The organism is Nocardia sp. NPDC050435 (genome assembly GCF_040655395.1).
Taxonomy (GTDB): Bacteria; Actinomycetota; Actinomycetes; order Mycobacteriales; family Mycobacteriaceae; genus Nocardia.
Genome location: NZ_JBFAJW010000005.1, coordinates 669,998 through 689,159 on the forward strand (window position 1 = coordinate 669,998; position 19,162 = coordinate 689,159).

Annotated in this window: 21 protein-coding genes; all 21 read left to right on the forward strand. The window is 68.8% G+C overall.

Annotated features, from left to right (window positions below):
• Positions 1-81: 81 nt before the first annotated feature.
• On the forward strand, positions 82-1,524 hold the full coding sequence (locus AB0I43_RS19160; protein WP_357432468.1) for an NCS2 family permease: 1,443 nt from the start codon (positions 82-84) through the stop codon (positions 1,522-1,524).
• Positions 1,525-1,637: 113 nt separating this feature from the next.
• Positions 1,638-1,883 (forward strand): thiamine-binding protein, encoded by a 246-nt coding sequence (locus AB0I43_RS19165; protein ID WP_356979667.1) that lies wholly within the window; start codon positions 1,638-1,640, stop codon positions 1,881-1,883.
• A complete protein-coding gene (locus AB0I43_RS19170; RefSeq protein ID WP_356979666.1) occupies positions 1,876-2,271 on the forward strand; it encodes a helix-turn-helix domain-containing protein in 396 nt (131 codons plus the stop codon). Before AB0I43_RS19165 ends, AB0I43_RS19170 begins: the two co-directional genes overlap by 8 nt.
• 160 nt (positions 2,272-2,431) lie before the next feature.
• On the forward strand, positions 2,432-2,947 hold the full coding sequence (gene uraD / locus AB0I43_RS19175) for a 2-oxo-4-hydroxy-4-carboxy-5-ureidoimidazoline decarboxylase (RefSeq protein ID WP_356979664.1): 516 nt from the start codon (positions 2,432-2,434) through the stop codon (positions 2,945-2,947).
• Complete coding sequence (gene uraH / locus AB0I43_RS19180) at positions 2,944-3,282, forward strand: hydroxyisourate hydrolase (RefSeq protein WP_356979663.1); 339 nt, start codon at positions 2,944-2,946, stop codon at positions 3,280-3,282. The genes uraD and uraH overlap by 4 nt, the downstream gene beginning before the upstream one ends.
• A 9-nt stretch (positions 3,283-3,291) precedes the next feature.
• Positions 3,292-4,200, forward strand: coding sequence for a factor-independent urate hydroxylase (gene pucL, locus AB0I43_RS19185; protein WP_356979662.1), 909 nt, complete (start codon positions 3,292-3,294; stop codon positions 4,198-4,200).
• Positions 4,201-4,219: 19 nt separating this feature from the next.
• Entirely contained in the window at positions 4,220-5,638 is a 1,419-nt protein-coding gene (locus tag AB0I43_RS19190; protein WP_356979661.1) for a nucleobase:cation symporter-2 family protein, read from the forward strand.
• 13 nt (positions 5,639-5,651) lie between these two features.
• Complete coding sequence (locus AB0I43_RS19195) at positions 5,652-6,029, forward strand: gamma-glutamylcyclotransferase (RefSeq protein ID WP_357432469.1); 378 nt, start codon at positions 5,652-5,654, stop codon at positions 6,027-6,029.
• A 2-nt stretch (positions 6,030-6,031) separates the two neighbouring features.
• On the forward strand, positions 6,032-6,805 hold the full coding sequence (locus AB0I43_RS19200) for a TIM barrel protein (RefSeq protein ID WP_356979657.1): 774 nt from the start codon (positions 6,032-6,034) through the stop codon (positions 6,803-6,805).
• On the forward strand, positions 6,802-7,677 hold the full coding sequence (locus tag AB0I43_RS19205; RefSeq protein ID WP_356979655.1) for an NAD(P)-dependent oxidoreductase: 876 nt from the start codon (positions 6,802-6,804) through the stop codon (positions 7,675-7,677). Before AB0I43_RS19200 ends, AB0I43_RS19205 begins: the two co-directional genes overlap by 4 nt.
• A complete protein-coding gene (locus tag AB0I43_RS19210) occupies positions 7,674-7,814 on the forward strand; it encodes a hypothetical protein (protein ID WP_356979653.1) in 141 nt (46 codons plus the stop codon). Before AB0I43_RS19205 ends, AB0I43_RS19210 begins: the two co-directional genes overlap by 4 nt.
• A 1-nt stretch (position 7,815) precedes the next feature.
• Positions 7,816-9,618, forward strand: coding sequence for a glyoxylate carboligase (gene gcl / locus AB0I43_RS19215; protein ID WP_356979651.1), 1,803 nt, complete (start codon positions 7,816-7,818; stop codon positions 9,616-9,618).
• 44 nt (positions 9,619-9,662) lie between these two features.
• Positions 9,663-10,808: a glycerate kinase gene (locus AB0I43_RS19220; protein WP_356979649.1), complete on the forward strand. Its 1,146-nt coding sequence runs from the start codon at positions 9,663-9,665 to the stop codon at positions 10,806-10,808.
• Complete coding sequence (locus tag AB0I43_RS19225) at positions 10,801-11,019, forward strand: hypothetical protein (protein WP_356979648.1); 219 nt, start codon at positions 10,801-10,803, stop codon at positions 11,017-11,019. The genes AB0I43_RS19220 and AB0I43_RS19225 overlap by 8 nt, the downstream gene beginning before the upstream one ends.
• A 2-nt stretch (positions 11,020-11,021) precedes the next feature.
• Positions 11,022-12,320, forward strand: coding sequence for an allantoinase AllB (gene allB, locus AB0I43_RS19230; RefSeq protein WP_356979647.1), 1,299 nt, complete (start codon positions 11,022-11,024; stop codon positions 12,318-12,320).
• Positions 12,321-12,330: 10 nt separating this feature from the next.
• Complete coding sequence (gene alc, locus AB0I43_RS19235; protein WP_356979645.1) at positions 12,331-13,350, forward strand: allantoicase; 1,020 nt, start codon at positions 12,331-12,333, stop codon at positions 13,348-13,350.
• Between the two features lie 146 nt (positions 13,351-13,496).
• Entirely contained in the window at positions 13,497-13,940 is a 444-nt protein-coding gene (locus AB0I43_RS19240) for a MarR family transcriptional regulator (RefSeq protein ID WP_356979644.1), read from the forward strand.
• Positions 13,937-14,359, forward strand: a complete 423-nt coding sequence (locus AB0I43_RS19245) for an organic hydroperoxide resistance protein (RefSeq protein WP_356979643.1) — start codon at positions 13,937-13,939, stop codon at positions 14,357-14,359. Before AB0I43_RS19240 ends, AB0I43_RS19245 begins: the two co-directional genes overlap by 4 nt.
• Before the next feature lie 4 nt (positions 14,360-14,363).
• Entirely contained in the window at positions 14,364-15,341 is a 978-nt protein-coding gene (locus tag AB0I43_RS19250) for a zinc-binding dehydrogenase (RefSeq protein WP_356979642.1), read from the forward strand.
• A 200-nt stretch (positions 15,342-15,541) separates the two neighbouring features.
• On the forward strand, positions 15,542-17,473 hold the full coding sequence (locus tag AB0I43_RS19255) for an MFS transporter (protein WP_356979641.1): 1,932 nt from the start codon (positions 15,542-15,544) through the stop codon (positions 17,471-17,473).
• An 86-nt stretch (positions 17,474-17,559) separates the two neighbouring features.
• Complete coding sequence (locus AB0I43_RS19260) at positions 17,560-19,119, forward strand: DHA2 family efflux MFS transporter permease subunit (RefSeq protein ID WP_356979639.1); 1,560 nt, start codon at positions 17,560-17,562, stop codon at positions 19,117-19,119.
• Positions 19,120-19,162: the final 43 nt, after the last annotated feature.

Consider the following 19,162-nt stretch of genomic DNA (forward strand, 5'->3'; position numbering starts at 1 on the left):
GTCCCACAACCGCATAACCGCCGGCGCGACGGAACATCAACCGGAACGCAGGTCGGCCACGCCCTGAGGAGGGCAAGCCCAATGACCCAGATAGAGACCAAGCCCGTCGCCGAAGAGCCGGCGGCGCCCGGAAAAGCCTGGTATGACCGGTTTTTCCGCATCAGCGAGCGGAAATCCTCGCTCTCGCGCGAGGTTCGCGGTGGTATCACCACGTTCGTGGCGATGGCCTACGTCATCCTGCTGGTGCCGCTGATTCTCGGCGGCGTCACCGACATCAACGGTGACAAGCTCTCGATCGCCCAGCTGACCACGGCGACCGCCTTCTCGGCCGGGCTGAGCACCGTGCTCATGGGTCTGGTCGGCAACGTGCCGCTGGCGCTGGCGGCCGGGCTCGGTCTGGTCCCGGTGGTCGCCTTCCAGGCGGCTCCGCACATGACCTGGCCGCAGGCCATGGGTCTGGTCATCCTGATGGGCGTGGTCATCGTGATCATGGCCGCCACCGGCCTGCGCACCATGATCATCAACGCGATTCCGGTGGCCTTGAAGAACGCCATCGGCGTCGGCATCGGCATGTTCATCGCGCTGATCGGCCTGGTCTCGGCGGGTGTGGTGGGCCACGGCGAGGCCACCGGCCCGCCGGTCACGCTGGGTTCCGGCGGTCACCTCAGTGGCTGGCCCGTGGTGGTTTTCGCGGTCGGCCTGCTGGTCATGCTGGCGCTGTTCATCCGCAAGGTGCCCGGCGCCATGCTGATCAGCATCGCGATCGCCACCGTGCTCGCGGTGGTCATCAACGCCAACGCCACGATCGATCCCAAGTCGTGGGGCCCCGTGGTGCCGGAGACGCCCGAAAAGCTCTTCGCCGCACCCGATTTCGGCCTGATGTTCGATGTCGACCTGATCGGCGGCTTCGCCTCCGCCGGCGCGCTGACCGCCTCGATCGTGCTGTTCACCCTGGTGCTGACCGGCTTCTTCGACGCGATGGGCACCATCTTCGGCGTCTGCGACGAGGCCGAACTGCTCGATGAGAAGGGCACCATGCCCGGCTTGGGCAAGGTGCTGACGGTCGACGGTGTCGGCCAGGTGATCGGCGGCGCCGCCGGCGGCGCGGGCGCGACGGTCTACGTCGAGTCGGCGACGGGTGTCGGTGAGGGCGCCCGTACCGGCCTGACCAGCGTGGTGACCGGCGGCCTGTTCATCGCCGCGATCTTCTTCACCCCGATCGCCGCGGTGGTGCCGATCCAGGCCGCCGCCCCGGCGCTGGTGCTGGTGGGCGCGCTGATGATGACCCAGGCGCGCAAGATCGACTGGAACGACCTGGAAGTCGCGGTCCCCGCCTTCCTGACCATCGCGCTCATGCCGTTCACCTACTCGATCACCAACGGTGTCGGCGCGGGCCTGATCGCCTACGTGGTGATCAAGGCGGCCCGCGGCAAGTTCAGCGAGGTGCACTGGCTGCTGTACGCGGTCAGCGCGGTCTTCCTGGCCTACTTCGGCATCAACGCCATCGAGCTGCTGCTCGGGTAGGTCCCACCTCCGCACGCGGCCTCGCGGCACGGCTCCCTCCGGGGGGCTGTGCCGCGAGGCGCTGTGCGTTCGTCCCTGTCCGTCCGAGCCGGAAGCGCGGGTAACCTGTGCCCATGTGGCTGCGTGCTGAATTCACCACCGAGCCGTTCCATGGCGAAGGCGATCCGCCGCCGCACGCCGCCGAGACCTTGGCCGTGCTCGAAGCCGCCGGTCTCGATTGCGATTTCGGCCCGCTGGGCACCTCGGTGTCCGGGCCCAGCGAGAAGCTGCTGGATTTGCTGCGTGAAGTGCTCGCCACCGGTTTCGCGCACGGCGCGACCAGGGTGACCTTGCAGGTGGAACGAGACGCCGATGACTGATCTGCGACTGGACGCCTCCCATCCGGTGCTGGTGACGATCACACCGCTGCTGCAGCGGGTGAACGGCAGGCTGGTGCCGCCCGACGACTGTGGCCCCGAGGACATTCCGCTGGTGTGGGAGGGCGCGACGCTGGCCGGTGTGCGCATCGGCGGGCCCGCGGAGGCGGAGCCCGCGAGCGAGGGCGGTCTGGCCCGGCTGCTCGAGGATGTGGCGGCGGAGCTGGGCAGCTCCCTGACCGAACTCAAGCGCGCCGACAAGCAGCGTGCTGTGCGTTTGCTGGAAGAGCGCGGCGCGTTCAGCTACCGCAAATCCGCGGAGACTGTCGCCGAAGCGCTCGGCGTCACCCGGTTCACGGTGTACAACTACCTGAATCGAACGCGTTCCTGAGCTCGGGTCCTGTAGGACCCGCTCAACGGAGCCGTGGTGTGAGCCCGCCACTTGGACTTTCACCCCAAAATTCAACAAACTGTTGATTTTCAACTGAGACCTGTGCCACTCTTCTCGGAGTAAGCGGATGTGACCTCCGCTACACGAGAAAGGCCAGGCAATGGGAACTTCCGCAGCGTTCAATTCGACTGCGAGTGCACAACTCCGGCCGGTTCTGCTGGCTTGCTGCGACGTTCCGGCTTGGGCCGACGCCGTCTTGGCGGGCCGGCCGTACGCCGATCTGGAACTCCTGCTGGAGGTGGCCGACGCCGCCGCCCGCAGCTTCACCCGTGCCGACGTCGACCGCGCCCTCGCCGCGCACCCGCGCATCGGCGAACGGGCGAACGGCAGCAGCGTCGACGCGAAATGGTCCCGCGGCGAACAGTCCGGCGTCAGCCAGGACCTGGCCACCGCGGCCGCCCTGATGTCCGGCAACCAGGCCTACGAGCAGCGCTTCGGCCGGGTCTTCCTGATCTGCGCCACCGGCCTGTCCGGCGAGCAGATCCTGGCCGCCCTGCACGAGCGCCTCGGCAACGACGACGAGACCGAAGCGGCCGTCGTCGCGGAGGAACTGCGCAAGATCGCGATCCTGCGGCTGCGCAAGGCAATCGATGAGATGGAGGTGGCCACGGCATGAGTGCGATTACCACGCACGTGCTCGACACGGCCCTCGGAAAGCCCGGCGCCGGTGTGCCGGTCCGGCTGGAGCACGTCAAGGACGGGCAGCCGGTGCTGCTGGCCCAGGCGGTCACCAACGCCGACGGCCGGGTCGGCGAGTTCGGCCCCGACGAACTCGAAACCGGTTCCTACCGACTGGTTTTCGACGTCGCCAGCTACGCCGCCGCCACCGGGCAGGACTGCTTCTTCCCCGAAGCGATCATCACCTTCACCCCCGGTGGCCCGGCGGGAAGCCACTTCCACATTCCCCTTCTGCTGAGCCCGTTCGCCTACTCCACCTACCGAGGGAGCTGATCCTCACCCATGGCCATCCAGCTTGGAACCAACCAGTACGGCAAGGCCGAGAGCCGTGTCGTCCGCGTCTACCGCGACACCGCGCGCCACCAGATCCGCGATCTGAACGTCTCCTCGGCGCTGCGCGGCCGCTTCGAGGACGCGCACATCACCGGTGATCAGAAGGACGTGCTCCCCACCGACACCCAGAAGAACACCGCCTTCGCCTTCGCCAAGGAGAAGGAGATCGGCGCGATCGAGAACTACGGCCTGACCCTGGCCGACCACTTCATCGCCCGCTGCCCCGGCGCCGACGGCGCCCGCGTGGAGATCGACGAGTACGCCTGGGACCGCATCCCGGTCGACGGCCTCGGCCACGATCACTCCTTCGTCAAGAGCGGCGCCGGCGTGCGCACCACCATCGTGAACGTCGACGGCACCGGTCCGGACCGCCGCGCCCACGTGATCTCCGGCATCAAGGACCTGGTGCTGCTCAAGACCACCGGCTCGGAGTTCCACGGGTACTTCAAGGACAAGTACACGACCCTGCAGCCGACCAACGACCGGATCATGGCCACCTCGCTGGTCGCCAAGTGGCGCTACGACTCCGCCGACGTGCCGGACTTCGACAAGTCCTACGACTCGATCCGCTCGATCCTGCTGCGCCAGTTCGCCGCCGTGCACTCCTACGCGCTGCAGCAGACCCTCTACAGCATGGGCCGCGCCGTGCTCGAGCAGCACCGCGAGGTCGCCGAGATCAAGTTCTCCGCGCCGAACAAGCACCACTTCCTGGTGGACCTGAGCCCCTTCGCCCTGGAGAACAACAACGAGGTGTTCATCGCCGCCGATCGGCCCTACGGCCTGATCGAGGCCTCCGTAGTCCGTGACGACGCCACCGATGCCGGCTCCGCCTGGCACGGCGTGCCCGGTTTTTGCTGATCGCGGAGAGGCGACGCCCATGTTCAACCGCCGTAGCAAGTCCCCGGGGCTCGCTTCAACCGAGACGGTCCGGCCGGAAGACACGAAATATCCACCGCTGCAACTGATCGCCTACGGGCTGCAGCACATCCTGACGATGTACGGCGGTGTCATCGCGCCGCCGCTGATCATCGGCGGAGCCGCGGGACTGTCCGCCTCCGACATGGCGCTGCTGGTGACCGCCGGACTGTTCGTCTCGGGCCTGGCCACCATGCTGCAGACGCTGGGCCTGGGGCCGTTCGGCTCCAGATTGCCCATCGTGCAGGGCATCTCGTTCGTCAGTGTCTCGACGATGGTGTCCATCGCGACCGAGGGCGGGCTGCGGCCGGTGTTCGGCGCGATCATCGTCGCGGGCATCATCGGCCTGATCGCCTCGTCGTTCTTCGCGCACCTGGTGCGACTGTTCCCAGCCGTGGTGACCGGCACGATCATCACGGTGATCGGGCTGTCGCTGATGCCGGTGGCGTTCCGGTGGGCAATGGGCGGCGACGCGAAGGCCGGCGACTACGGGTCGATGACCAACATCGGCTACGCCGGCATGACGCTGGTCATCATCCTGGTGATCAGCCGGGTGTTCCAGGGCGCGATCTCGCGGCTGTCCATCCTGATCGGCCTGATCGTCGGCACGCTGGTCGCCGTGGTCACCGGCAAGGCCGACTTCTCCGGAGTCGGCGAGGCCAAGCTGGTCGCGCTGCCCTCGATCCTGCATTTCGGTTCGCCCACCTTCGAAGTGGGCGCGATCGTCGCCATGACGATCGTGATGTTCGTGATCATGACCGAGGCCACCGCCGACATTCTCGCCATCGGCGAGATCCTGCCGACCGAGGTCGACAAGAAGCGGCTGGCCAACGGCCTGCGCGCGGACATGGTCTCGAGCGCGGCGGCGCCGCTGGTGGGTTCGTTCCCGTGCAGCGCCTTCGCACAGAACGTGGGCCTGGTCGCGCTGACCGGAATCAAGAGCCGCTACGTGGTCGCGGTCGGCGGTGTCATCCTCGCGCTGCTCGGGCTGCTGCCCGTGGTCGGCGCGGTGGTCGCCGGGATTCCGTATCCGGTCCTCGGCGGCGCGGCGATCGTGCTCTTCGGCACGGTGGCGGCCAGCGGCATCCGCACCCTCTCGCGGGTGGACTACGAGGACAACCTGAACATGGTCATCGTCGCGGTCGGCGTGGCCGTGGGCCTGATTCCCATTGCGGCGCCGGACTTCTGGCACGCCTTCCCGAAGTCGATCGCGGTGGTCCTGGAGTCCGGGATCAGTGCGACGGCCGTGGTGGCGATCGTGTTGAACGTGGCGTTCAACGAGATCCGGGCCGGCAAGAAGAAAGGCGCGTCGGTGTTCGGCGCGGCCGAGGACCGGCTCGACGAACTCGGCGACCGGTTCGACGACGATATCCGTCACTAGAAAGACAATCGCTATGCCTTTGATTTTCCTGAACGGCTCCGCCATGCGCGGAGGACCTCTGAATTACCTGCTCGGTGGCGCCCCGTTCGCCGGCGAAGCGGAAACCGCCGCGCGCTACCGCTTCTATTCGGTGGGCGACCGTTTCCCCGGTCTCGCGCCGGTGGCCGACGGCGGCGCGCCGATCTCGGGCGAGCTGTTCGACATCTCGCTGGAGGTGCTGCGGGAGAAGCTGCTGCCGGCCGAGCCGCCGGAGCTGGAGCTCGGCGTGATCGAGCTGCAGGACAACCGCTCGGTGCTGTCCATGGTGATGCGCAAGCCGCCGACCTCCTACCCGGAGCTGATCGATATCACCGAGATCGGCAGCTGGAAGAAATACAAGAAAGGAGCCTGAGAATGCCGAAGTTCGACGTCAACTGCTCGATTCTTTTCACTGATCTGCCATTGCTGGAGCGTCCGGCCGCGGCCAAGGCCGCCGGTTTCGACGCCGTCGAATTCTGGTGGCCCTTCGGCACCGATCCGACGCCGGGCGACAAGGAGATCGACGCGTTCGTCGCCGCGCTCGCCGACGCCGGTGTGCAATTGGTCGGGCTGAACTTCATCGACCTGATCCCGGCCGGGCGCGGCCTGGTCTCGGTGCCCAGCGCGGTCACCACCTTCCGCGACAACATCGAGGTCGCCGTCGGCATCGCCGAGCGGACCGGCTGCAAGGCGCTCAACGCGCTCTACGGCAACCGGGTCGAGGGCGAGGACCCGGCCAAGCAGGACGAGCTGGCGCTGGAGAACCTGCGCCTGGCCGCCCAGGCCGCCGCGCGCATCGACGCGGTGGTGCTGCTGGAGGCGCTGAACGCGCCGGAGTCCCCGGACTACCCGATCGTCTCGGCCGAGCACGCGGTGCGCGTCATCGACGCCGTGGGCGAGCCGAACGTGAAGTTCCTGTGCGACCTCTACCACCTGTCCCGGATGGGGGAGGACCTGCACCAGGTGATCGCCACCTACGCCGATCGCCTCGGCCACGTGCAGATCGCCGACAACCCCGGCCGCGGCCGCCCCGGCACCGGCGACCTCGACTTCGACGCGCTCTTCGCGAGCCTCGACAAGGCGGGCTACCAGGGCCGTATCGGCCTGGAATACAAAGACGCAGACCTGGATTGGAGCTGGATCAAATGAGCAAAATCGGATTCGTCGGACTGGGCATCATGGGCGGCCCGATGGCGGGCCACCTGGTCGCCGCGGGCCACGAGGTCACCGGCTACGACCACAGCTCCGCCGCCCTGGACAAGCTGAAGGCCGCGGGCGGCAACATCGCCTCCGGCGCGGCGGAAGCCGTGCGGGACAAGGACATCGTGATCACGATGCTCCCGCAGGACGAGCACGTGGAGTCCGTGTTCGCCGACGTGCTCGAGCACGCCGCCGAGGGCACCCTCTACATCGACTTCTCCACCATCACCCCCAAGACCTCCAAGTGGACCGCCACCGAGGGCGCGAAGAAGGGCCTGCGCGTGCTGGACGCGCCGGTCTCCGGCGGTGAGCCGGGCGCGAAGAACGCGGCGCTGTCCATCATGGTCGGCGGCGCCGAAGCCGACTTCGAAGCGGCCAAGCCGATCTTCGAGGCGGTCGGCAAGACCTTCGAGCTGGTCGGCCCGAACGGCGCCGGTCAGGTCGTCAAGGCGGCCAACCAGCTGGTCGTGGGCGGCACCTACGCCCTGGTGGCCGAGGCCATCCTGCTGATGGAGAACCTGGGCGCGGACGCGGCCAAGGGCCTGGACGTGCTGGCCGGCGGCCTGGCGGGCTCCAAGATCCTCGAGCTCAAGCGCAAGACCATGCTGGAGCGCTCGTTCGTCCCCGGTTTCCGGATCGACCTGCACCACAAGGACATGGGCATCATCCTGGCCGCCGCGCGCGAGGCCGAGGTCGCCATCCCGATGGGCGCGCTGACCGCGCAGCTCATCGCCGCCGCGCGCGCCATGGGCTACGGCAACCTGGATCACTCCGGTCTGCTGCTGGTCGCCGAGGCGTTGTCGAAGCGGGACAACGCGTGAAAACCCAAGCAACACAGGCTCAGCCGGTGATCCAGCACGCGCAGTGCGCGGTGCGGATCCCGGCGGGCTGGGTGCGCATCGACGGGCCGTACGCGCCCGACCGCCGGTACGCGGCGACCAACCCCAGGGAGAACTGATATGGCGCGAATGCGCACCGTCGACGCGGCGGTCCTGATCCTCGAAAAAGAAGGCGCGACACAGGCTTTCGGCCTGCCCGGCGCCGCGATCAACCCGTTCTACAGCGCCATGCGCGCGCACGGCGGGCTCAAGCACGTGCTGGCCCGCCACGTCGAGGCGGCCTCGCACATGGCCGAGGGCTACACCCGCGCCGAGGCCGGCAACATCGGCATCTGCATCGGCACCTCCGGCCCGGCCGGCACCGACATGATCACCGGGTTGTACTCCGCCAGTGCGGATTCCATTCCGATCCTGTGCATCACCGGCCAGGCGCCGGTGTCCAAGCTGCACAAGGAGGACTTCCAGGCGGTCGACATCGCCTCGATCGCCAAGCCGGTCAGCAAGTGGGCCGTCACCGTGCTCGAGCCCGCGCAGGTGCCCGGCACCTTCCAGAAGGCGTTCCACCTCATGCGCGAGGGTCGCCCGGGGCCGGTGCTGATCGACCTGCCGATCGACGTGCAGCTCGCCGAGATCGAGTTCGACATCGACACCTACGAGCCGCTGCAGGTGCACAAGCCCGCCGCCTCGCGGGCCCAGGCCGAGAAGGTCCTGGACATGCTGGCCGCCGCGGAACGTCCGCTGATCGTCGCCGGCGGCGGCATCGTGAACGCCGACGCGGCCGAACTGCTCGTGGAGTTCGCCGAACTGACCGGCATCCCGGTGGTCCCGACCCTGATGGGCTGGGGAACGATCGCCGACGACCACCCGCTGCACGCGGGCATGGTCGGCCTGCAGACCTCGCACCGGTACGGCAACGCCACCATGCTCGAGTCCGATTTCGTGCTCGGCATCGGCAACCGGTGGGCCAACCGGCACACCGGCGGCGTCGAAACCTACACCAAGGGCCGCACTTTCGTGCACGTCGACATCGAGCCGACGCAGATCGGCCGGGTCTTCGCACCCGACTTCGGCATCACCTCCGATGCCGGCGCCGCGCTGCGGGTGTTCCTCGAGGTCGCGCGTGAGCGCAAGGCCGCCGAGACCCTGCCCAGCCGCGCCGACTGGGCCAAGCAGTGCAAGCACCGCAAGAACGAGGGGCTGCGCAAGACGCACTTCGATTCGGTGCCGATCAAGCCGCAGCGCGTCTACGAGGAGATGAACAAGGCGTTCGGACCCGAGATCCGCTACGTCAGCACCATCGGCCTGTCTCAGATCCAGGCGGCGCAGCTGCTGCACGTCTACCACCCGCGGCACTGGATCAACGCCGGCCAGGCCGGACCGCTGGGCTGGACCCTGCCCGCCGCGCTCGGCGTCGCCACCGCCGACAAGGACGCGACCGTGGTCGCGCTCTCCGGCGACTACGACTTCCAGTTCCTGATCGAGGAATTGGCGGTCGGCGCGCAGTTCGGCATCCCCTACATCCACGTCGTGGTGAACAACTCCTACCTGGGGTTGATCCGGCAGGCACAGCGCAACTTCTCCATGGACTACTACGTCCAGCTCGACTTCGACAACATCAACAGCCCCGAGGTCGCCGGCTACGGCGTGGACCACGTGAAGGTGGTGGAGGGCCTGGGCTGCAAGGCGATCCGGGTCACCGAGCCGGACAAGCTGGGTTCCGCGCTGGAGCAGGCCAAGGGCCTGATGGCCGAGCACAAGGTGCCGGTGGTCGTGGAGGTCATCCTGGAGCGCGTCACCAACGTGTCCATGGGCCTCGAGATCGACAACATCATGGAGTTCGAGGAGCTGGCCGAGTCGCTGGACGACGCGCCCACCGCCATCGCCGCGCTGCCCGAGCCCGAAACCGTCGGAGGCGGCAGGTGATCAGCCCCCGGCGTGCACCGCGCCCCCGGTGGCGGGAGGGGTATGTGGTCATCGCGCCCGACAAGTTCAAGGGCTCGCTGACCGCTCCCGAGGTGGCCGAGCACGTGGCCGCCGGCCTGCGCCGGGTGCGCCCGGATGTCCCCGTGGTGACCGTTCCGGTCGCCGACGGGGGCGACGGCACCGTCGACGCCGTGGTGGCGTCGGGGTTCGCCCGCTTCCGCACCAGCGTGACCGGGCCGATCGGCGATCAGGTGGTCGCGTCGTTCGCGATGCGCGACCAGACCGCCGTGATCGAACTCGCCGAGGCGTCGGGCGTGCGCAAGATGCCGCACCCGCCGACCTCGTCGACCTCGCGGACCGTCGCCAGCACCGGCACCGGCGAGCTGATCCGGGCCGCCGCCCAGCGCGGCGCCCGGCGGATCCTGCTCGGACTGGGCGGCAGCGCCTGCACCGACGGCGGCGCGGGCATGATGTCGGCGCTCGGCGTGAAATTCCTCGACGAGCGCGGCGACCAGTTGCCGCCGGGCGGGGCGGCGCTGCGGCGGCTGGCCCGCATCGACGCCAGCGAGATGGTGCGGGTGCCGCTGGTGACGGTGGCCTCCGACGTCGACAACCCGCTGCTCGGCACGCGGGGCGCGGCCAATGTCTACGCCCGGCAGAAGGGCGCGCGGCAGACCGACGTCGAGGATCTGGAGCGCGGGCTCGCGCGGCTGGCCATGATCGTCAAGCGCGATCTCGGCGTCGATGTGGCCGAGCGGCCGGGCGCCGGGGCGGCCGGCGGCGTCGGCTACGCGGCGATGGCGTTCCTCGGCGCACAGGCCCGCCCGGGCATCGACATGATCCTGGACCAGCTCGGTTTCGCCGCGCAGGTCGACGGCGCGCGCCTGGTGATCACCGGCGAGGGCGCGCTGGATCAGCAGACCCTGCACGGCAAGGCGCCGGTCGGGGTGGCCCGGATCGCGAAGACCGCCGGTGTCCCGGTGGTCGCGGTCGCCGGGCACCGCGAGATCAGCGACGAGCAGCTGCGCCGGATCGACATCGAACAGGCCTACGCCCTGACCGATCTCGAGTCCGACCGCACCCGCTGCATGGCCTTCGCCGGGCCGATGCTGGAGCGGCTGGCCGGCGCGGTGGCCGGAAAGTGGCTGGCCGAAACCGAATTGCGCAAGGTGGCGGGTGGCCATGGATAGGCAGGCCGTCCCCGCCCGGCGCGCCTTTCCAGCGGTGGCCGGCAAGACCGTGGGTGTCGCCTCGGCACTGGTCGGCGCCACCGCCGGCTCGGTCGGCGCGACCGCGGGCGCGCTGGGCATCGCCACCGAGGTGGGCATCGTCGCGGGTGTGGTGGGCGCCACCGCGGGACTGATCGGCGCCGCGGTGGGTTCCATGACGGGCAAGGAGTGAGCATGTACGACTTGGTGATCCGGTCTCGGCGCGCGGTGCTGCCGGAGGGGATCCGTCCCGCGGCGATCGCCGTGCGGGACGGGCGCATCGCGGAGATCGCCGCGTACGAGGCGGAATTGGCGGCAGCCACGAGCACCGATCTGGGTGATCTGGTGCTGCTGCCGGGCCTGGTCGACTCGCACGTGCACGTCAACGAACCCGGCCGCACCGACTGGGAGGGTTTCACCTCGGCGACGAAAGCCGCTGCGGCGGGCGGTGTCACGACGATCATCGACATGCCGCTGAACTCGCTGCCGCCCACGGTCGACGTGCCCGCGCTGCGGGAGAAGCGCACGGCGGCCACCGGGCAATGCCGGGTGGACGTGGGTTTCTGGGGCGGTGCCATCCCGGGGAACCTGAAATCGCTACGCCCGCTGCACGAATCGGGCGTGTTCGGGTTCAAGTGCTTCCTCTCGCCCTCGGGCGTGGACGAGTTCCCGCCGCTGTCGCTCACCGAGATCGAGGAGGTGATGGGCGAACTCGCCGCCTTCGACGGGCTGTTGATCGTGCACGCCGAGGATCCGGGTAGGCTGGAAGAGCCCGCCGACGGGTCCTACGACGCTTTCCTGGAATCACGGCCCGGGGCAGCGGAAGTCGCGGCGGTGCAGGCCGTCATCGAGCTGGCGGAGAAAACCGGCGCGCGCACCCACATCCTGCACGTCTCGGCGGCGGGCTGCCTGGAACCGCTGGCGGCCGCGCAGGCGCGCGGCGTCCGGATCACCGCCGAGACCTGCCCGCACTACCTGACGCTGGCCGCGGCCGAGGCGCACACGACGGCGTTCAAATGCTGTCCGCCCATCCGGGATTCCGCCAACCAGGACGCGCTGTGGCAGGGCCTGGCCGATGGGGTGCTGACGTGCGTGGTCTCCGACCACTCGCCGTGCCCGCCCGCCATGAAGGAGGGGGATTTCGCCAGTGCCTGGGGCGGGGTCTCCTCGCTGCAGATCGGCCTGCCCGCGGTCTGGACCGCCGCGCGCGCCCGGGGCTTCGGCCTCACCGACGTGATCCGCTGGATGGCCGTCGCGCCCGCCGAGCTGGTCGGTCTGGACCACAAGGGCCGCCTCGCGGTCGGCGTCGACGCCGATCTGGTGGCCTTCGATCCGGACGCGCCGTTCACCGTCGAACCGGCGGCGTTGCAGCACAAGAACAAGATCACGGCCTACGCCGGGCGTGAGCTCTCGGGCGTCGTGCGCACCACCTGGCTGCGCGGCGTCGCCGTCGAGAGCGAGTCCACGGCGGGCCGCTTCATCGAGAAGAGTTGAGGGAGAAGATATGTCAGACTTCACCGCGCTACCCGACCTGGCGCTGCGCAGCAATCTCGGCAGCGTGATCGCCGCCAGCGACGAGTCCTTCGAGGAGCGCGAGAACCTCATCAACCCGTGGGCGCCGAAGTTCTCGCCGGAGACCTTCGGGCCCAAGGGGCAGGAATACGACGGCTGGGAGACCCGCCGGCACCGCGGCCCCGGCGACGACTGGGCGATCGTGCGCCTGGGCATGCCCGGCATCGTGCGCGGCATCGTCATCGACACCGCCTGGTTCAAGGGCAACTACCCGCCCTTCGCCTCGGTCGAGGCCACCCGCGTCGCGGGTTACCCCTCGGTGGCCGAGCTGGAGCAGGCCGAGTGGACCGAGATCCTGCCGCGCAGCCCGTTGACCGGCGACGCCGTGCACGAGTTCCCGGTCGCCGACGAGGGCGTGTTCACCCACGTGCGGCTCACCATCTACCCCGACGGCGGCGTGGCCCGGCTGCGCGTGCACGGCGAAGTGGTGCCCGATCCCGCCCTGCTCACCGGCCTGACCGTGGACCTGGCCGCGCTCGCCAACGGCGCGCGCTCGCTGGGCTGCTCGGACATGTTCTACTCCGCGCCGGACAACATGATCAGCCCCGGGCTGGCCCGCAACCAGGCCGAGGGCTGGGAGACCAAGCGCCGCCGCGACAGCGGAAACGACTGGGCCACTTTCAGTCTGGCCGCCCAGGGCGTGCCGCAGGTGCTCGAACTCGACACCACCAACCTGCTGTTCAACGCGCCCGGCGCGGCGCGGCTGCTCGGCGTCGACCTGCCCGAGGGCGCGCCGCTGCCCGCGGCCGACGACGCGGCCTGGTTCGAGCTGCTGCCGCGTACCGCGCTGCAGCCCGACACCCCGCACCGGTTCCGGCTGGACAACGAGCGCCCCGCCACCCATGTGCGGCTCGACATCTACCCCGACGGCGGCCTGGCCCGCCTGCGCCTGTTCGGCGCGCTGACCGCCGCGGCCGAGGAAAAGCTCACCACCCGCTGGGGCGCAGCGTAATTCGCTGATCCTCCGTCGCCCCGGCGCACGCCGGGCGCCCGTACTACGTCTGGGAACCGACGTGCCCCGGGGCGGCGGAGGTGGTGTGACGCAGGCCACCGGCGATTCGGTTGTGTGCAACTTAGTTGCGGACTACCGTTTGAACGGTGACCGATCGCCTTCGCCTCGACGAGCAGCTGTGCTTTCCGCTGTATGCGGCGTCGCGGGCGATGACCTCGGTCTACCGGTCCAAGCTGGACCAGCTCGGGCTGACCTACCCGCAGTACCTGGTGATGCTGGCGCTGTGGGAACGCGACGGTCGTTCCGTCGGTGAACTCTGCACCGCGCTGTCCCTCGATTCCGGCACCCTCTCACCGCTGCTCAAGCGGTTGCAGGGCGCCGGGCTGGTCGAGCGGGAGCGCAGCACGGCCGATGAGCGGCGAGTCGAGATCCGGCTCACCGCCCCCGGCCGCGCACTGCGGGCGCGGGCCCGCGAGATTCCGAACGAAATGGCCGCAGCCGCCGGCCTGTCCATGGACGAAATCGTCGCCCTGCGCGACACTCTGCGGCGCATGACCGAGGCCCTTACCTCAGAACGGGAGACATCATGAACGTCCTCTACACCGCCGAAGCCCTGGCCAGCGGCGACGGCCGCAACGGCTCCGCCCGCACCAGCGACGGCAAGGTCGACGTCAACCTGTCCACGCCCAAGGAGATGGGCGGCAGCGGTGAGGGCACCAACCCCGAGCAGCTCTTCGCCGCCGGCTACGCCGCCTGCTTCCACGGCGCGCTGCGCCTGGTGGGCAAGAACGACGGCCAGAACGTCGACGACTCGGCCGTCGGCGCGAAGGTGAGCCTGGGCAAGAACGACGCGGGCGGCTTCCAGCTGGCCGTGGTCATCGAGGTCACGCTGCCGAACCTGTCCCGCGAGGAGGCGCAGGCGCTGGCCGACAAGGCGCACCAGGTGTGCCCGTACTCCAACGCCACCCGCGGCAACATCGACGTCACCGTGACCGTCGCGGAGGACTGACCCGATGCGCGCGGTAGTCATCGAGGCCTTCGGCGAACCGAAGGATGTGCTGACCGCGGGGGAGCGGCCGACCCCGGAACCGGGGGAGGGGCAGGTGCGGATCGCACTGATCCTGGCGCCGATCCACAATCACGACCTGGCCACCATTCGTGGTGTGTACGGGTACAAACCGGAGTTGCCGGCCATCCCGGGCACCGAGGCCGTCGGGCGCATCGACGCCCTCGGCCCCGGTGTGACCGGGCTGGAACTCGGTCAGCGCGTGAGCGTTTCGGGTATCCACGAGGCGTGGGCCGAGCTGTTCCTGGCCAAGGCCACGCAGGTGGTCCCGCTGCCGGATTCGGTGCCGGACCTGACCGCCGCGCAGCTGCTGGCCATGCCGCTGAGCACGCTCATGCTGCTGGAGGACCTGAACGTCGCGGCGGGCGACTGGATCGCGATCAACGCCGCCAACGGCGCGGTCGGCCGGTTGCTGAACACCCTGGCGCGGCAGCGCGGTGTGCACGTGCTCAGCCTGGTGCGCCGGGCCGAGTCGGTGCAATCGCTGCGTGAGCTGGGTGCCGAGGCCGTCGTGGACACCGGGTCCGAAGGCTGGCAGCAGCGGGCGGCCGAGCTGACCGGCGGCGCGCCGATCGTGCGCGCGGTCGACCAGGTCGGCGGCGGCGCGGCCAACGATCTGCTGGCGCTGCTCGCTCCGGGCGGCGAACTGATCTCCTTCGGCGCGCTGGCCGGTAAACCGCTGATCCTCGACCCCGGCCCGGTGATCTTCAAACAGGTGGTGATCAAAGGCTTCTGGGGCTCCAAGCGGGCCGAGCAGACCGGCCGCGAGGAGATGCGCCGGTTGATCACCGAGCTGGTCACCATGGCCGCCACCGGCGCCCTGCGCCTGGAGGTCGAAGCGACCTACCCGCTGGAACAGGCCGCCGAGGCCGCCGTCGCCAGCGAAACCCCGGGCCGCGGTGCCAAGATCGCCTTGCAACCCTGACCGCAGTACCGAAGCGCAGGTCATCGACATGATGGCCTGCGTTTTTCGTTTTCGAATATTGCAGATTCCGATGAGCGGGACGGGGTGGCCGAAAACCGCGTGCGGAAAGTGATCGGTCGCTACAGTTTCTGCACCCGGCCGCTCGTTCGCCATCGCCGTGATTCAGCGCGAGATGCCGTGGTTAGAAAGGCATTTCGACTATGAGTTCGACGTCGATCCCCGCACCGCCGACCCTGCTCACCGGGCTCTGGCAGCGCAAACTTCCCAGTTATCCCGATACGCCGGCGCGGTCCTGGTATCTGACCGTCGTGGTCATCACCTCGATCGCGCTGTATTACCAATTGTTTGTCACCGGCGCGGTCGGCAACGAGCTGATCGCCTATTTCGACCTGTCCTTCGCCTATTTCGTCTGGATCTTCATCATCGGCGCCGCGTTCGGCGCCGTCGCCTCGGTCGTGGCCGGGGTGCTCGATCGCTGGGGGCGGGCCAACATCGTCGCCTACGGCGTGGTGATCGTGTCCGCGCTGACGCTGTTCGCGGTGCCCGCCACCACCACCAAAGAGGCGTACCTGATCGTCTACATCCTGGTCAGCGTCGTCGAGGGCGCGGTCCTGGTGGCGACCCCGGCGCTGATCCGGGATTTCTCCCCGCAGCTGGGCCGGGCCTCGGCCATGGGCTTCTGGACCCTGGGCCCGGTGATCGGCGCGCTGGTCACCACCGCAATCTCCACCCGCACCCTGGACGCGCACCCGGACTGGCAGTACCACTACCGGCTGTGCGGCGTGATCTGCCTGGTGATCTCGGTGTTCGCGGTCGTCGGTCTGCGCGAGCTCAGCCCCGCGCTGCGCGATCAGGTGATGGTGTCGCTGCGCGACAAGGCGCTGATCGAAGCGCGCGCCCGCGGCCTGAATGTCGAAGAGCTGGAACGCGATCAGTGGAAGCAGATGCTGAAACTGAATATCGTCGGATCGGCGTTGGGTATCAGCCTTTTCCTGGCTTTCTTCTATACGATCGTCTCCTTCCTCGCGGTCTACATGGCCACCAACTTCGGGTTCACCTCGGCGCAGGCGAACGCGCTGGGCAATTGGTATTGGGGCGCCAATGCGGTCGCGCTGGTGACGGCCGGCATCCTCTCGGACTGGTTGAAAGTGCGTAAGCCGTTCATGATTGTCGGCGCACTCATCTCGATCACCGGCATGTTCATCCTGATCCAGTACAACGACGAGCCGGATACCGGGTATTACACCTGGGCCGCCATTTTCGCGCTGATCGCGATCGGCACCGGTATCGCCTACTCGACCTGGATGGCGAGCTTCACCGAAACGGTCGAGGAACGCAATCCCGCGGCGACCGCGGTCGGGCTCGCGGTGTGGGGCGGCACCCTGCGCGGCGTGGTGACGCTGGTGCTGTTCGGTCTGCTGCTGGTGGTGAATGCCGCTGGGCCGCTGGTGAATTACGGTCCGCGCCTGGGCGAGATCCAGGCCAAGCACGCCTCGGAACTCGCCACCATCCAGACCGTCGGGCCGGAAACCCTCGCGGCGCTGCAGGCGAACCCGAACGATCAGGCCGCGCAGTTGACCGCGATCCAGAAGCTGACCGGGGCTTCGCTGGCCGACATCCAGGCCACCATGGCCCTGAACGCGCGGTACCCGCAGGAGTTGCAGACGCTCAACGCGATCGAGGCCGACACCCAGGCGGCGCTGGCCGCCAACCCGGCCGACGGCAACGCCGGGCTCGCCGCGGTGGGGCAGGTCGCGCAGAAGTTCAATATTCCGGTGAACGACGCGATCGCCCGCCTGACCGCCACCCAGGCGGTGCCACGCGATCAGCTGACCATCGCCGCGACGGTCGGCCCGAAGCTGCAGGACGCCGGTGCGAAGCTGCAGGCCATCAGCACGATCTCGGCTTCGGATCGGACCTATCTGGCCGAGCGCGGCCCGGAAGTGCAGCAGGCCAAGCATGATTCGCCCGGTCAGTGGGGCCGCTGGTGGTGGATCTGCCTGATCGCCCAGGTGCTGTTCATCCCGTTCGTGTTCGTCATGGCCGGGCACTGGAGTCCGAAGAAGGCCGCCGCCGAGGCCGCGGCGCACGACGAAGTCGTCCAGCGCGAACTGGCGCAGCTGGCGAAGTGACCCGGGGCGGGAGGGTGACCGTCGCCACCCTCCCGTACGCCGGTATATGTCTGGTCATTTCCGGGACCAGCTGGCACCCTTAACCGGTGACATCACCTCCGGATATCCAGGCCGACAAAGACCCGGCCGACGACAAGCTCGACGCCAGCGTCTTCAAGATCGCCGGCGTCGTCGTGCTCGGCGCGATCATGTCGATCCTCGACATCACCGTCGTCACGATCGCGATCCCCGAGTTCCAGAAGGATTTCGGCTCCAGCTACGCCCTGACCGCGTGGTCGATGACCGGCTACACGCTGGCGCTGGCCACCGTGATCCCGCTGACCGGTTGGGCCGCTGATCGTTTCGGCACCAAACGCCTCTATATGACCGCCCTCGCGTTCTTCGTGCTCGGCTCGGTGCTGTGCAGTTTTGCCTGGAGCATCGAAACTCTTATCGCCGCGCGCGTCGTCCAGGGCCTCGGCGGCGGCATGCTGATGCCGCTCGGCATGACGATCATGACTCACGCGGCCGGGCCGCAGCGGCTCGGCCGGGTGATGGCGGTCCTCGGTATTCCCATGCTGCTCGGCCCGATCGGCGGTCCGATCCTCGGCGGCTGGCTGATCGATGACTTCTCCTGGGAGTGGATCTTCCTGATCAACCTCCCGCTCGGCGTGATCGCGCTGGTCTACGCGTTCGTCGTGCTGCCCAAGGACGAGCCGCAGCCCGCGGAGTCGTTCGACTTCGTCGGCATGCTGCTGGCCTCGCCCGGTCTGGCGCTGTTCCTGTTCGGCGTCTCCTCGATTCCGGACGAGGGCCGGGTCACCGCGCCCAAGGTCTGGATCACGATGCTGATCGGCGCCGCGCTGTTGGTCGCCTTCGTGCTGCACGCGCTGCGCGCCAAGCACCCGCTGATCGATCTGTACCTGTTCCGCAACAAGTCGCTGCTGTTCTCCGTGCTGACGATGACGCTGTTCGCGGCCGCGTTCTTCGGCGCAGGTCTGCTGCTGCCGTCCTACCTGATCTCGGTGCAGGGCGAGACCTCGCTCTCGGCCGGTCTGATGCTGGCGCCGCAGGGGTTGGGCGCCATGCTGACCATGCCGATCGCGGGCCGTTTCGTCGACAAGATCGGCCCCGGCAAGATCGTGCTCACCGGTATCGCGGTGATCAGCGTCGGCATGGCGTTCTTCACCCAGCTCGAGGCCGACACCTCCTACCTGATGCTGGGCAGCGGCCTGTTCATCATGGGTCTGGGCATGGGCTGCACCATGATGCCGGTGATGACGGCGGCCATCCAGACGCTGACCCACCAGCAGGTGGCGCGCGGTTCGACGCTGATGAACATCATCAACCAGACCGCCGGTTCGATCGGCACCGCGACCATCGCGGTGATCCTGACCAACCAGATGAAGGACCGGGGCCTGGCCACCGCGGGCGCCTCCGAGCAGCCGTCCACGCCGATGCCGGATCCGGCGACGCTGCCGCCGGAGGCGGCGGCCGAGCTCGCGGCCAAGAAGGCCCAGATGCTGAGCCTGGCCGCCGAGTCGTTCAGCAACACCTTCGTGGTGGCCCTGATCCTGATGATCCTGGCCCTGATCCCGGCGTACTTCCTGCCGCGGACCAAGCCGGAACTGCCCGCCGACGCGGGCACGCAGGCACTGGTGCACTGACGGAACCCGAGCTCGGGCCCGCGCTGCCTCGGCAGCGCGGGCC

Bases quoted from the DNA above. Each gene is read 5' to 3' on its own strand.
- AB0I43_RS19190 (WP_356979661.1), top strand. From the start codon at position 4,220: ATGTTCAACCGCCGTAGCAAGTCCCCGGGGCTCGCTTCAACCGAGACG.
- AB0I43_RS19250 (WP_356979642.1), top strand. From the start codon at position 14,364: ATGCGCGCGGTAGTCATCGAGGCCTTCGGCGAACCGAAGGATGTGCTG.
- AB0I43_RS19225 (WP_356979648.1), top strand. From the start codon at position 10,801: ATGGATAGGCAGGCCGTCCCCGCCCGGCGCGCCTTTCCAGCGGTGGCC.
- uraD (WP_356979664.1), top strand. From the start codon at position 2,432: ATGGGAACTTCCGCAGCGTTCAATTCGACTGCGAGTGCACAACTCCGG.
- AB0I43_RS19200 (WP_356979657.1), top strand. From the start codon at position 6,032: ATGCCGAAGTTCGACGTCAACTGCTCGATTCTTTTCACTGATCTGCCA.
- allB (WP_356979647.1), top strand. From the start codon at position 11,022: ATGTACGACTTGGTGATCCGGTCTCGGCGCGCGGTGCTGCCGGAGGGG.
- AB0I43_RS19205 (WP_356979655.1), top strand. From the start codon at position 6,802: ATGAGCAAAATCGGATTCGTCGGACTGGGCATCATGGGCGGCCCGATG.
- uraH (WP_356979663.1), top strand. From the start codon at position 2,944: ATGAGTGCGATTACCACGCACGTGCTCGACACGGCCCTCGGAAAGCCC.
- AB0I43_RS19160 (WP_357432468.1), top strand. From the start codon at position 82: ATGACCCAGATAGAGACCAAGCCCGTCGCCGAAGAGCCGGCGGCGCCC.
- AB0I43_RS19195 (WP_357432469.1), top strand. From the start codon at position 5,652: ATGCCTTTGATTTTCCTGAACGGCTCCGCCATGCGCGGAGGACCTCTG.
- gcl (WP_356979651.1), top strand. From the start codon at position 7,816: ATGGCGCGAATGCGCACCGTCGACGCGGCGGTCCTGATCCTCGAAAAA.
- pucL (WP_356979662.1), top strand. From the start codon at position 3,292: ATGGCCATCCAGCTTGGAACCAACCAGTACGGCAAGGCCGAGAGCCGT.
- alc (WP_356979645.1), top strand. From the start codon at position 12,331: ATGTCAGACTTCACCGCGCTACCCGACCTGGCGCTGCGCAGCAATCTC.
- AB0I43_RS19170 (WP_356979666.1), top strand. From the start codon at position 1,876: ATGACTGATCTGCGACTGGACGCCTCCCATCCGGTGCTGGTGACGATC.
- AB0I43_RS19245 (WP_356979643.1), top strand. From the start codon at position 13,937: ATGAACGTCCTCTACACCGCCGAAGCCCTGGCCAGCGGCGACGGCCGC.
- AB0I43_RS19165 (WP_356979667.1), top strand. From the start codon at position 1,638: ATGTGGCTGCGTGCTGAATTCACCACCGAGCCGTTCCATGGCGAAGGC.
- AB0I43_RS19255 (WP_356979641.1), top strand. From the start codon at position 15,542: ATGAGTTCGACGTCGATCCCCGCACCGCCGACCCTGCTCACCGGGCTC.